The organism is Pseudomonas sp. PS1(2021), from assembly GCF_020405165.1.
In the GTDB taxonomy this organism is placed as follows: Bacteria; Pseudomonadota; Gammaproteobacteria; order Pseudomonadales; family Pseudomonadaceae; genus Pseudomonas; species Pseudomonas aeruginosa.
Window position 1 is genome coordinate 4,689,529 of record NZ_CP084484.1, and the last position, 13,852, is coordinate 4,703,380.

Sequence of the window (13,852 nt, forward strand, 5' to 3'; positions counted from 1 at the left end):
CCTCAAGCCTCCTTGACCAGGCCGAGTTCGTCGAGCACGTCGCGGGTGGCGCTGTAGTAGCGCACGTAGCCGGTGCAACGGCAGATGTGATGGCCGAGGCTGTCCTCGATCGCCTGCTCCAGCTCGCTGCGCTTGATCGGCTGGCGCTGGGCTTTTTCCACCAGCACGGTGGCGGCGTTGACGAAGCCCGGCGCGCAATAGCTGCACTGGAAGGCGAACTGGTCGACGAACTTCTGCTGGATCGGGTTCAGCTCGCGGATGTCGCCATTCTCGTCGCGCTGGGCATGGCCCTCGATGGTGCGAACCTTCTTGCCGTCGAAGTAGTGCGCGCCGGTGATGCAGGTGCGCACTTCCTCGCTGGTGCCGTCCGGATTGTCGACGATCACCACGCAGGCATGGCAGATGCCCTGGCCACAGCCCAGGCGCGAGCCGGTGAGGTTCTGGTATTCGTGCAGGTAGTCGATCATCGGCAGGTCTTCGGCGACCTCCACCGGACCGACGGCTTGACCGTTGAGGGTCATCTGGAGCTTGCGGTTAGCCATGGAGGGCCTCCTTGATGCGGGCGGGAGTGATGGGCAGGTCGCGGACGCGCTTGCCGGTGGCGTGCGCCACGGCGTTGGCGATGGCGCCGACCACCGGGATCATCACCACCTCGGCGATGCCTTTGGCCGGATCGGTCGGCGACAGCGGCGGGAGGATCTCCGCCGTCTGGTTCCAAACCGCCACGTCCTTCGCCCGCGGCAACCGGTAGCGGTTGAAGTTCCAGTCCCCTTCCGCAGGGCCGCCCTCGTAGAGCGGCATTTCCTCCAGCAGCGCATGGCCGATACCCATGGCGATGCCGCCCTCCAGCTGGCCCTTGACCAGCTCCGGCACCAGCACCCGGCCGCACTCGATCCAGGAATGGTGGTCGAGCACCTGCACCTCGCCGCTGCCCTTGTTCACCTTCAGCTCGACCAGGGTCGCCACCGGACTGTAGTAGGTGACCATCGCGTTGTTCAGCTGGGTCGCCGGATAAGCCGGATTCTGCCGGTCGAGCAGGTGGAAGCCGGCGCTGTTCATCATCGCCTTCTTCACTCCCGGCGCGCCGTCGCCGTACTTCACCGCCATGGCGTCGAGCGGCAGGCGCTCGCGCACGCCATCGATGACGAAGTCCGCCTCGGCCCAGCTCCAGCGGTTGAAGCCGTGGACGCTGACGCCGGTGACCAGGCCCATCTCGTGGGCCTTCTTCGCCAGCTCGGCGAAGGGAATCGGCGCCAGGCCGTTGCCGGTCAACTGGCCGTCGACCCATACCGCGTTTTCGCGGCGCACCATATAGGGATTGGCCTGGCCGCCGAACGGACCGCTGCGCCACAGCGCCAGGGCCGCCGGCCACAGGCCGTGGTTGAACAGTACGCGCGCGGCTTCGCGGGTGGCGTGGCTGAAATAGAACGCCGAGTTGGTCGCCGACGACGGCGAGGCCAGCTTGCCGACCCAGCGCGGATCGCGTAGCGCGGCGTCCTGCTCGGCCTGGCTCATCAGGTAGGGATTGCCCTTGGTGGTGAGCCGCAGCTCGGGCCATTCGGTCTCGGCGGTCTTCACCTCGTCCGCCGGACGGCCGAGGAAGTCGCCGACCACGAAGGCCTGCGAGGTGGACATCCCGGTACCGATCTCGGTGCCGATGTGGCGCAGGCTGATGCGCCCGTCGGCGCTGAACTCGATGCTCGCCATCGGCGCCTCGGCGCCGGTGCCGAAGTCCTTCTGGCAAATGGCGAAGCCGACCCCATACCAGTTGTCCGGGTCCTCCGCGTCGAAGCGCTTCTTGCGTGCGTCGCGGTCCTTCCAGACCTCGTGGGCAGCGGCCTTGTCGAGGATCTCGTGCAGGCGCAGGGCACCGGCCGGGACCGCGCCCTGGGTGTTCTTCATGCCCGAGCGCAGGGCGTTGCGACGACGCAGGTCGATGGCGTCGACGCCCAGCCGGCCAGCGATCTCGTCGACCATCATCTCGGTCGCGGCCATGGTCTGCAGGGTACCGTAGCCGCGCATCGAGCCGGCCTCCACGCCGCGCGAATGATAGGCGGTGACCGCCAGGTCGTTCTGCGGCATGTAGTAGATCGACTGCGCGGCGGTGGCGCCCACCGCCGCCACCGAGGCGCTGTAGTTGGCGCGCCCGCCGCCGTCGGCGCTCATGTCGGCGCGGAAGATGCGGAAGCCGAGGTCGTTCCTGTCTACCGCCAGTTGGTAGCGGATGTCGAACGGGTGGCGCTTGATGCCGCTCTGGAACTGCTCGTAGCGGTCGTTGGCCAGGCGCACCGGCACACCCTCGCCATACAGCGCGGCGAGCGCGGCATAGAAGACGAAGATGTTGTTGTCCTTGGAGCCGTAGCCGACGGTATAGCCCGGATGGATGTTGAGCTTCTCCAGGGCGAAGCGCGACGGCTTGATCATGTGCACGCTTTCGTAGGCGACTTCGAACGGGCACTGGGTGGCGACCACGAAGTGCAAGGTCTTGCTCGCCGCGTCGTACCAGCCGTTGCCGTTGTCCGGCTCCAATGCCGCCGGCTCGATCGATGGGGTCTTGTAGCGCTCGTCGAAGACCAGCCAGTCCTGCGGCGGGTTTTCCAGTTGCTCGGCCATGCGCTTGGCATGGAACAGCCCCTGCTCGGTGAGGTCGCCGTGCAGCTTCGGCTCGCGGGTCCATACCGGTTTGCGGTTGAGGATGGTGGGGAACAGCATCGAGTCCTTCAGGCTGGAGAACTCGTCGTCCTCGTAGGGCGTCTTGCCGCCGACCCGGACGAAGCGATAGCTGCCGTAGGGATCGCCCTGGTACAGCGGGGCCTGGGCGCCATAGCGGATCGCCTTGTCGTTGAACTTGAGCTTGAGCTTGGCCCGGCGGAAGCGCTCGAAGTCGTTCCAGATCAGGATCGCCACCGGATGGCCGATGAACATCGGCACCTTGCCCGGCGGCAGGAGCGGATCGGGCGAATGCGCCTCGGGGAAGACGATGCCGTCCTTCTCCAGGTCGGCGGCGGTGACGATACGGTCCGGCTGCAACTCGGCGCCCAGCCAGGAAAGGTCGTGGCCTTCGTAGATGCGGTCGGCGCGAACGGTCTTCAGCAACATGGCGTGGCCTTGCTGCTGCGGCCAGCCGGGCATGTCCCTGGCGCGGATATCGCGGGCGAACACCTTGTTGCCGCAGACCTTGGACAAGGCGTCGTTACGGAAACGGACCTGGCCGTTGCCCGCCATCCAGCGCTGGGCGGAAACGGTCACCTGGTTCTCGAACAAGGCAGCGAACGCCTGGCTGCCGAGCGGCGCCAGGGTGACACCCACGCCGGCGATCAACCCGCCCTGGAGAAAGGCGCGCCGGGATATATCACGGTTGGACATGCAAGTTCCTCTGGGTGGTACGGTTCCCCCCCATGTCGTTATTCAGGCTTGAACAGCTCGCCCGGACGGACGAGGTGGAGCACGCAGGCGGAAAAACCTGACTCAGGAGTTAATTTTAGCGACAAGTCGCACCCGAGGAAAAGTCCCGTCTACCGCTGGAAGGCCCCATGGACACTCGACTTTGGTCGTCCGCCAGGTCGACTCCAACCTTTTCGTGCGCTTCTCTGAATCTTCGATTTCGGCAATGGCAACAGCCAAGAGGTAACCGCATGTTACTCTCCGCCCTCCTCTCGAAACGCCCGACCCCAGCATGTCCAGCCAACCCAGCTCCCTGCTCCGCCATCGTCCCTTCCTCGCCTTCTGGCTGGCCCGCGTCTGCACCGCCAGCGGCTTCCAGATGCTCACCGTGGCCATCGGCTGGCACATCTACGAACTGACCGGCAATGTCCTCGACCTGGGCCTGGTAGGCCTGGTCGAATTCCTCCCGCGGGTACTGTTCATGCTCCACACCGGGCACGTTGCCGACCGCTACGACCGACGCAGGATCGCCGCCCTCTGCCAGACCGGCCAGGCCCTGGTGGCGGTGGCGCTGGTGCTCGGCGCGGCTTCGGGAGAGATCACCCGCAACATGATCTTCGTCCTCGCCTTCGCCCTCGGTACCGCCCGCGCCTTCGAAATGCCGACCACCCAGGCGCTGCTGCCGAACCTGGTACCGGCCGGACTGTTCCCGCGCGCGGTGGCCGCTTCGGCTTCGGCGATGCAGGCGGCGACCATTGCCGCCCCGGCCCTCGGCGGCCTGCTCTATGCGTTCGGTGCCTCCTGGGTCTACGTGCCGACCGCGACTCTCTACGTCCTCGCCTGCGTCCTGACGCTCAGCCTGCCGGTACGCAACCAGCCGCTCACCCAGGGCAAGGCCACCCTCGACTCGCTGCTCGCCGGCATCCGTTTCATCCGCAGCCGACCGGACATCTTCGGCGCAATCTCCCTCGACCTGTTCGCCGTGCTCCTCGGCGGCGCCACCGCCCTGCTCCCGGTGTTCGCCAAGGACATCCTGCTCACCGGGCCCTGGGGCCTCGGCCTGCTGCGCTCGGCTCCAGCGGTGGGCGCCCTGGCGATGTCGTTCTGGCTGGCGCACTTCAGCATCGAACGCAACGTCGGGCGGATCATGTTCCTCTCCGTGGGCATCTTCGGCCTGGCAACCATCGCCTTCGGCCTGTCGAAATCGTTCTGGCTGTCCCTCGGCGTGCTGGTGGTACTCGGCGCCGCGGACATGGTCAGCATGGTCATCCGCGGCGCCTTCGTGCAGCTCGAGACCCCCGACGAGATGCGCGGCCGGGTCAGCGCGGTGAACGGCCTGTTCATCGGCGCCTCGAACCAGCTCGGCGAGTTCGAGTCCGGGCTCACCGCACACTGGTTCGGCACGGTACCGGCAGTGGTCCTCGGCGGGGTCGGCACCCTGGTGGTCACCGGAGCATGGATGAAGCTGTTCCCTAGCCTGGCGCAACGCGACCGCCTGCACTGAGGCCAATGCCGTCGCGCGTCGCTGCCCCGACAGCGGCGTATCGGCGATAACGCCTGGGGCGTTATCCGTCCTCCCCATGGAACACCGCACCTTCTCGGCAATAAGAAAGCCCGGCATCGAGCCGGGCTTTTCTCGCACCTTGCGGCGTGATCCGCGGTGTCAGGCGGGGCGCCGCATCTCCCGATGCAGGCGGTCGACGGTGCGCTCGCTACCGTTGTCGGCCAGGCGCAGATCGACGCGCCCCATGTCCTTGTGCAGACGGTCGACGGTCTGTTCGCTGCCGTTCTCGGCCAGGCGCGCCTCGCGGCTGGTCATGTCGCGGTGCAAGCGATCGATGGTCTGCTCGCTGCCGCTTTCGGCGACCCGGCGTTCTTCCTGGACGCGCGGCGCCTGGGTCTTGCGCAGGCGTTCGAGGGTACGGTCGGAACCGTCGGAGGCGATCAGTTGTTGGGCACCGCGCAGGGCGATGGATTCGACCCGCGGTGCAGCGAAGGCGGCATTGGCGGTCAGGGTAGCAAGGGCGATGGCGAGGATCAGCGGGCGTTTCATGGCAGTGGCTCCAGGTATTCGTTACGTGGGGCCATTCTCTGTTCGGGAAACTCGATTGGAAAACGAAGCGCGCCAATAGTATTCATCGACGTTTGAAATAGTGCGACTAACCGCTCTAGCACAGGAGTTACAGCAAGAATACGCCTCTCCGACCGGCCTTGGCACGGATTGACGGCATCGATATGAAAAATCGAAGAAATCGAAAGTTTGAGAAGAACACTCGGAATTGAGCACGAACCTCCCTCTCCGCAGAACCGGAGAGGGGCTCCGTCAGCAGCCTCCGGAACGGAGGCCGGCAGGGTTCAGAAGCGCGCCACCACGTTGAACAGGACCCGCGTCTCGCGCTTCCCATCGCGCTGGTCGGCTGGCTCGCCGATGACCTGGCGGGCAATCTCCGGGTTGAACGACAACTGGTCGGTGAGGTTGAAGCGCACCCCGGCACCGATCGAGCCGAGCTTCTGCTGCTCGTCATCGTCCACGTCGAGGTTGTAGGTCTTGCCCCAGTCGTAGAAAGCGTAGGCCTGGTAGCTGCGCAGCCAGCTATAGCCCACCGCCTGGCCATAGCGCGGTTCGAGCTTCAGGGCGAAGCCACGGTCACCGGTGATGTTGCCCGGGGCGAAGCCGCGACCGATCCCGCTGCCGCCGACGCCGAAGCGCTCGCTCGGCAGCAACGGGTCGAAGCTGTACTGCCATTGCAACTCGCCATACACCGACCAGGGTCCGCCGAGCCCTTGCAGACGCCCGATGTTGCCGTTGAGATAGACGAAACGTCCGTCGGCCACTTCGCGGGAACGACGTTCATCGTCCTTCTTGGTCGCGCCCCACATGTCCAGGCCGATGTTGTTGCGCACCTCCGCCAGGTTGATGCCCATCCAGCGGTCGACCCAGTCATAGGTCAGGCGTTGCTGGAACACCCGCACATGGTCACGACCGGGGTTCGAGGCGTCGCTGGCGAAGTCGCGCAGGCGGGTCTCGGTATCCTTCCACTGCAACGCCAGGCCGCCGCTCAGGTTCTGCGAGCGCGAGCGGATGAAGGGATGGTTGTAGGAAATGCTGCCTTCGGTGCTCTTGCTGACGCTGTCGAAGGGGAATACCGAGTCCGGAATGTCCGGGTTGACCTTCGAATAGGAACCCATGATCTGCAGGGTATCGCCGGCGAACATGCCACCCAGCGGCAACGTACCGCGCAACTGGATGTAGCGGGTGGCATCGCTGAACGGCGAGATCGCGCCGAGCACGTCGATCTGCTCGTAGAAGCCCAGGCGGGAGAACTCGGTGGCGCCGAAGGCCAGGGTGGTCGGGTCGGTGTAGTGCGAGCCGCGGTTGTCGAGGCTGACGAAGCCTTCGTATCGCTGCTGTTGCAAGGCCACGTCGAGGTTCGACGAGCCCAGCGCCTGACCCGGGCTGAGCACGCTCTGCACGTTGACCCCCGGCAGGTCGCCGACCAGCAGCAGGCCGCGCTCCAGGGTATCGGCATCCAGCGGACGTTTTTCGGTCAGCGGCGCGAGCAGTTCCTCCACTCGCACCCGCGGCCCATCGACGGTTCCCTTGATCTGCACGTGTTCGAGGTAACCCTCGATCACCTGCAGGCGTACCTTGCCGCCCTCGATGCTCTGCTCCGGCACCACTACCTGGGTCAACAGGTACCCGTCCTGGCGGTACTTGGCGGTGAGGCGGTTGGCCAGGTCGACCAGTTCGGCCAGGGACACCTGCTTGCCGAGCATATGCTGGTAATAGGACTCGAGCACCGCCTTGTCATAGCGGGTGTTGCCTTCGATGCGTATCTCGCGCAGTTCGAAGCGGATCTGTTCGCTGCCTTGCGGCGCGACCTGCTTGGGCACCACCAGCGGCGCCTCGGGCTTGGCTTGCGGCTCGCTGCGGGGCTTGAAGCGTTCATCGAGCTGGGATGGCTGTACAGTCCCTGGCAACTCCACGGCGGCGGCGGAAGCAGCCAGCATCCCGCAGCCACAGAGCGTCACCCAGCGAAGCGTCCATTGCGAAGGTTTCATCATTCACCTCGGGCAGATGACGCACTACCGCCCGGAGACGATAGTGCGCATTGCGAAAAGGGTTAGAAATTCAGAGGCTTGTTGAAGCAGCTCCAGTAGTCGGCCAGGTAGCTCTGGTTCGAGCAACCCGCCCCACTCTCGGCCTCTGCCCTGAGCGGACGATCGGTGAACTGCCCCACCCGCTTGGCACTGGCGTCCTCCGCCGGACCCGCGGCGGTAGCCGGCAGCAGGTTAGGATCGCTGACGTCCATGCCCAGAGCGTAGGCGCGCAGGAACGGGTTTTCGAGGAACGGGTTTTCCAGCGTGGTGGTGCGGTAGACCGCATCCCCGGGGGTATCCGGATCGCGCCCCTTCTGCAGTTCGCGCAAGTCGGAGAGCGCTGCCAGTTGCCCCAGGTCGCCCGGCGTGACCGGCAGCGGCAGGATGCTCAGCAGGTTGCCCTGGTAGTTGAGCTGGTAGTTGCCGCTGGTGAGGGCAAGCCCACCCTGGAGGATGTCGTACTGGCCTACGGCTTCGCCGCCCACCCGACCGAGCCCGCCGGCGAGCACCTGACCGGCGCTATCGCCATTCTTCAGGCCGGAAACCTGATAGGTCAGCGCCGGGTCGGCGGTGCCGACCTGCTTGCTCTTGGCATCGGCGAATACGTTGAGCAGCGCCTTGGTGATGGTCAGGTCATTACCCTGGTAGGCCAGGTCATAGTTGCCACTGGTCAGCACCAGGCCGCCCTGGTTGATGCCATACACACCCACGTTCTCGCCTGCGTCGCGGTTCAGCCCGCCGGTCAGGATCGAGCCGGCGCTGTCACCGTTCTTCAGGCCGCTGACCTGGTAGGTCAGGCTCGGGTCGGCGTCGCCATAGACCTTGGTCTTGCCGTCGGCGATCACATTGAGCAGTGCCTTGGTGATGGTCAGGTTGTTGCCCTGGTAAGCCAGGTCATAGTTACCGCTGACCAGACCCAGGCCACCCTGCTGAATCGCATAGTTGCCTACGTTTTCGCCGGAGACACGAACCAGGCCGCCGCCATTGAGCACCGAGCCAGCGGTATCGCCGTTCTTCAGCCCGGAAACCTGGTAGGTCAGTGCCGGATCGGCATCGCCATAGACCTTGGTCTTGGCGTCGGCGATCACATTCAGCAGCGCCTTGGTGATGGTCAGGTTATTGCCCTGGTAGCTCAGGTCGTAGTTACCGCTGTTCAATGCCAGGTCGCCCTGGTTGATGCCATACACACCCACGTTCTCGCCTGCGACGCGGTTCAGCCCACCGGTCAGGATCGAACCAGCGCTGTCACCGTTCTTCAGGCCGCTGACCTGGTAGGTCAGGCTCGGGTCGGCGTCGCCATAGACCTTGGTCTTGCCGTCGGCGATCACATTGAGCAGTGCCTTGGTGATGGTCAGGTTGTTGCCCTGGTAGCTCAGATCGTAGTTGCCGCTGTTCAATGCCAGGCCGCCCTGGTTGATGCCGTACACGCCGACATTCTCGCCAGCCACGCGGCTCAGGCTGCCGCCGTTGAGCACGGCACCGGCGGTGTCGCCGTTCTTCAGGCCGCTGACCTGATAGGTCAGGCTCGGATCGGCATCGCCATAGACCTTGGTCTTGGCATCGGCGATCACATTGAGCAGTGCCTTGGTGATGGTCAGGTTATTGCCCTGGTAGCTCAGGTCGTAGTTACCGCTGTTCAATGCCAGGTCGCCCTGGTTGATGCCGTACACGCCGACATTCTCGCCAGCCACGCGGCTCAGGCTGCCACCGTTGAGCACGGCACCGGCGGTGTCGCCGTTCTTCAGGCCGCTGACCTGGTAGGTCAGGCTCGGGTCGGCGTCGCCATAGACCTTGGTCTTGCCGTCGGCGATCACATTCAGCAATGCCTTGGTGATGGTGAGGTTGTTGCCCTGGTAAGCCAGGTCATAGTTACCGCTGACCAGACCCAGGCCACCCTGCTGAATCGCATAGTTGCCTACGTTTTCGCCGGAGACACGAACCAGGCCGCCGCCATTGAGCACCGCGCCAGCGGTATCGCCATTCTTCAGGCCGCTGACCTGGTAGGTCAGGCTCGGGTCGGCGTCGCCGTAAACCTTGGTCTTGGCGTCGGCGATCACATTCAGCAGCGCCTTGGTAATGGTCAGGTTATTGCCCTGGTAGCTCAGGTCGTAGTTACCGCTGTTCAATGCCAGGTCGCCCTGGTTGATGCCATACACACCCACGTTCTCGCCTGCGACGCGGTTCAGCCCACCGGTCAGGATCGAACCAGCGCTGTCACCGTTCTTCAGGCCGCTGACCTGGTAGGTCAGGCTCGGGTCGGCGTCGCCATAGACCTTGGTCTTGCCGTCGGCGATCACATTCAGCAATGCCTTGGTGATGGTGAGGTTGTTGCCCTGGTAAGCCAGGTCATAGTTACCGCTGACCAGACCCAGGCCACCCTGCTGAATCGCATAGTTGCCTACGTTTTCGCCGGAGACACGAACCAGGCCGCCGCCATTGAGCACCGCGCCAGCGGTATCGCCATTCTTCAGGCCGCTGACCTGGTAGGTCAGGCTCGGGTCGGCATCGCCATAGACCTTGGTCTTGGCATCGGCGATCACATTGAGCAGTGCCTTGGTGATGGTCAGGTTGTTGCCCTGGTAGCTCAGATCGTAGTTGCCGCTGTTCAATGCCAGGTCGCCCTGGTTGATGCCGTATACGCCGACATTCTCGCCAGCCACGCGGCTCAGGCTGCCGCCGTTGAGCACGGCACCGGCGGTATCGCCGTTCTTCAGCCCGGAAACCTGGTAGGTCAGTGCCGGATCGGCGTCGCCATAGACCTTGGTCTTGGCATCGGCGATCACATTGAGCAGCGCCTTGGTGATGGTCAGGTTATTGCCCTGGTAGCTCAGGTCGTAGTTCGCGCTGACCAGACCCAGGCCGCCCTGGTTGATGCCATACACACCCACGTTCTCGCCAGCCACGCGACTCAGGCTGCCACCGTTAAGCACCGCGCCAGCGGTATCGCCGTTCTTCAGGCCACTGACTTGGTAGGTCAGGCTCGGATCGGCATCGCCATAGACCTTGGTCTTGGCATCGGCGATCACATTCAGCAGTGCCTTGGTGATGGTCAGGTTATTGCCCTGGTAGTTCAGGGTGTAATTGCTGCTGACCAGGCCCAGTCCACCCTGGTTGATGCCGTACACGCCGACGTTCTCGCCAGCCACGCGGCTCAGGCTGCCGCCGTTGAGGACCGCACCGGCGGTATCGCCGCGCTTGAGACCGGAGACCTGATAGGTCAGCGCCGGATCGAGGTCGCCATAGACCTTGGTCTTGGCATCGGCGATCACGTTCAGTTGCGCCGGAGTGATGCGCAGGTCGTTGCCGACGTAGCTGAGGGTGTAATTGGCCGTGTTGAGGCCCAGCCCGCCCTGAAGTATCCCGTAGTTGCCGACGTTCTCCCCGGCCACCCGGCCGAGGTTGCCGCTCAGCACGCCGGCGGCGGTATCGCTGTTCTTCAGGCCACTGACCTGGTAGGTGAGGGTCGGATCGGCGTCGCCATAGACCTTGGTCTTGGCGTCGGCGCTGACGATCAATTGCGCCGGCGTGACGGTCAGCTTGCCGTCCTGGCGCACCAGTTGGTAACGCTGGCTGAAATACTCGCTGCCATTGGCGTTACCGGTGATCGCGTACTGCCCGACGTTCGACGCCTGGGTCGCCGTGGTGCTGGCGGTCGCCTGGTAGAGGTCGTTGAACTGGCTGTTGACGTAGGCGTCGATGGCGTTGATGCCGGACATCGTGGCCGTCAGAGTCGGATTCACATCACCGTAGACGCGGGTAGCGTCATTGGCGGTCAGGGTGGCGGTCTGCTGGCGGGAAAGGATGTCGCCGGCAGTGGTGGTGGTCTTGAACATCTCCACCTGGGCGCGCTCGGCGAAGCTGTTGAACGCTCCCTCGCGCATGAACAGGTCCAGGCGAGTATCGACGCGGCTGGTCTTGCCGCCGAGGCCGAAGATCAGTTCCTCGGTCAGGCCGGTGCCGACGTCGTACTGCAGTTCGTCGGTCACGCCGATCACGCCGCCGAAGCCCTTGACGCCCCAACTGGTGCCCCAGTTTCCGGTCCAGGTGGTGACGCTGCCGTTGCCGGCGGCGACGGTGAACCCGCTGGGCGCACCGCCGTTCGGGGTGGCGGTGACGTTGCTGCCGTTGACCTGGTAGCGCAGGTTGGTCACCAGGTAGTCCGACGAGTCGTTGGTCGGGAAACTGGCGGAACCGCTGACCCGCCGATAGGGCAGCGCGGTGAACACCAGGCGGTCGAACTCGCTGTTGCCGTCGGCGGTCAGCGTGTAGTTGCCGGTGGTGCCGACGCTGTTGGCCTCGAGAATCCGCGTGCCGACGCTGGAGACGATGTTCTGCGCCGTGCCGGTCATGCTCTGGTTGATGAACGGATCGAACACCGTGCCGCTCGTGGTCACGCCGGTGGCGTTGCTCTGCCGGTACTTGAGCGTACCGTTGAAGGTCTGCAGCGCCAGGTTGCCGGCGTAGTTGTCCCAGGAAGCCAGGTCGATGCTACCGGCGCGGCCGGCGAGGTTGGCGGCGATCAGCGCGGTACCGGCCTGCTGGCTGATCTTGCCGGCGGTGCTGGTCTGCATCCACAGGGTGCCGCTACCCAGGTCGACGATGCCGCTGGTCTGCGGCGTGCCGCCGCTGAGGAAGTTGATGTTGCCGCCGGCGCGGATTGCCAGGCTGCCGTTGCGGAACAGGATCGGCGCAGAGATATCCACCGCACCGGCAGGTCCGGTGGCGATCAGTTCCAGGCCGCGACTGGCGCCGCCCAGGTTGCTGGTGATCAGCGGCGCTTCCACCGACAGCCGGTCGCTGGCGCTGAGGGTCACCTTGCCGCCTGCCAGCGCCCCGGTGACCACCGAGGCATTCACCGTCGCGTCGCCGCTGGCGCCGTTGGCGCCCCCCACCGAACCTGAGGTGCCGCCGGATGCGACGATGCGCAGGGTGGTCGGGTCGAGCAGCCAGGTGCCACCGTTGCCGTAGGGTGCGGCGACGCTGACGTAGGCGCTGTCGGCGATGCTCAGGTTGACCTTGCCGGAGGTCTCCACCAGGCCGCCGTTGCCGCCCTGGGCGCCGCCGCGCGCGAGGATCCGCCCGTCCATGCGGGTATTGCCGTCGGACCAGACCACCGCCAGGCCGCCATTGCCCTTGCCGGTAGCCGAGACGTCGATGCTGGCGCCCTTGGCCAGCGTAGCGTTCTTCGCTCGTGGCAGCTCGCCGCGGCCCTGGAAGTCGCCGCCGATGCGCACGCTGCCGCCCTGTGCGGCGCCGCGGGCGTCGATGCTGGCGGTGCTCGCCAGGGCCACCTGCTGCCCGCTGACCAGCACGTCGCCGCCGCTCTTCGGACCGCTGACGTCGATCTTGCCGGCGACCTGGATGTCCCCGGACTTGCTTACCAGCGCCACGCTGCCCTCGCGCACCTCGGTACCGCGGGCGAGGATCACGCCGGACAGGTTGACCGCGTTGTCGACCACCCGGGAAGCCTGCTCGGCGGTGATCAGCACGCTACCGCCGTCGGCCTGGATCGCGCCGCCGTTGCTGACCAGCGCCTGGGCATCCTGCGGCTTGCGGGTAACCGGGTCGGTCACGGCGATGGACACCAGGCCATCGCCGTAGAGGTCGATGGTCGCGGCGTTGCCGGCGGCCATCGCCACGGTGCCGAGACGGGCGTTGATCACGCCGTTGTTGGCCACGGACGGCGCGACGAAGGCCGCCAGGCCTTTCTCCGCGACGCTGATGCTGCCGTCGTTGACGATCCGCGCGTCGGGGTTTCCGGGCTGGTCGAAGATCAGCTTGCCCTGGCGGAAGTGTTCGTCGCTGATGTTCGCCGTGGTGGTGATCAGGGAGCCCACGTCGACCTTGGCCGAGCCGCTGAATACCACGCCGTTGGAGTTGTAGATGATCACCTGGCCGGGCGCGGAGATGCGCCCGGCGATCACACTTTCCTGGCCTGCGGTGACCCGGTTCAGGGTCGACGAGGTCACGCCGGGCTGGTTGAAGCGCACCGCCTCGTCGGCGGAGACGTCGAAGCCCTTCCAGTTGATGATCGCGCGCTGGGTGCTCTGGTCGATCAGCGTGGTCTTGCCCTGCTGGCTGATCTTGATCTCGTTGGGGTTGAACTGGGCACCGGTAGGTGCCGCCATGGCCGCGTTGATGCTGGCGATGGCGAACATGAGGGTGCTGCTGGCGGCAAGGACGAAACGCCCTTCCCTACCAGCTTTCGAAGAGGTGCGCTTGCCGCGCTGGCTATCCGGACGGACCATGAAAATCTCCCTATCTGCGTGGCGCACGTCAGTTTTCCAGCACTGCATTTCGTCAGTTAAATGACGAAAATCTGAGAAGCAATTCACATTGCGCCTTGTGTGCCAAAAAAATGCCTTTC

General features: G+C 65.1%; 6 protein-coding genes. 1 reads left to right on the forward strand and 5 read right to left on the reverse strand.

Going from position 1 to position 13,852, the window contains the following annotated elements; all coding sequences use genetic code 11:
- Positions 1–2: 2 nt before the first annotated feature.
- Entirely contained in the window at positions 3–542 is a 540-nt protein-coding gene (locus LE197_RS22520) for a (2Fe-2S)-binding protein (RefSeq protein WP_003094903.1), read from the reverse strand.
- The gene (locus tag LE197_RS22525) at positions 535–3,366 is read right to left on the reverse strand and encodes a xanthine dehydrogenase family protein molybdopterin-binding subunit (RefSeq protein ID WP_023108778.1); all 2,832 of its coding nucleotides are present in this window, start codon (positions 3,364–3,366) and stop codon (positions 535–537) included. Before LE197_RS22525 ends, LE197_RS22520 begins: the two co-directional genes overlap by 8 nt.
- Before the next feature lie 310 nt (positions 3,367–3,676).
- On the opposite strand from LE197_RS22525, the gene LE197_RS22530 reads away from it, so the two are divergent.
- Positions 3,677–4,888: an MFS transporter gene (locus LE197_RS22530; RefSeq protein ID WP_023100251.1), complete on the forward strand. Its 1,212-nt coding sequence runs from the start codon at positions 3,677–3,679 to the stop codon at positions 4,886–4,888.
- Positions 4,889–5,047: 159 nt separating this feature from the next.
- On the opposite strand, the gene LE197_RS22535 is transcribed toward LE197_RS22530, so the two are convergent.
- The 3 genes from LE197_RS22535 to cdrA form a co-directional block, all read right to left on the reverse strand.
- Positions 5,048–5,437: a hypothetical protein gene (locus tag LE197_RS22535; RefSeq protein ID WP_003106768.1), complete on the reverse strand. Its 390-nt coding sequence runs from the start codon at positions 5,435–5,437 to the stop codon at positions 5,048–5,050.
- A 302-nt stretch (positions 5,438–5,739) separates the two neighbouring features.
- Entirely contained in the window at positions 5,740–7,446 is a 1,707-nt protein-coding gene (cdrB, locus tag LE197_RS22540; protein WP_003094915.1) for a two-partner secretion system transporter CdrB, read from the reverse strand.
- Between the two features lie 62 nt (positions 7,447–7,508).
- Positions 7,509–13,733 carry a two-partner secretion system adhesin CdrA gene (cdrA, locus tag LE197_RS22545; RefSeq protein ID WP_059309787.1) on the reverse strand — a complete coding sequence of 2,075 codons (6,225 nt, stop codon included), beginning with the start codon at positions 13,731–13,733 and terminating at the stop codon, positions 7,509–7,511.
- Between the last annotated feature and the right edge of the window lie 119 nt (positions 13,734–13,852).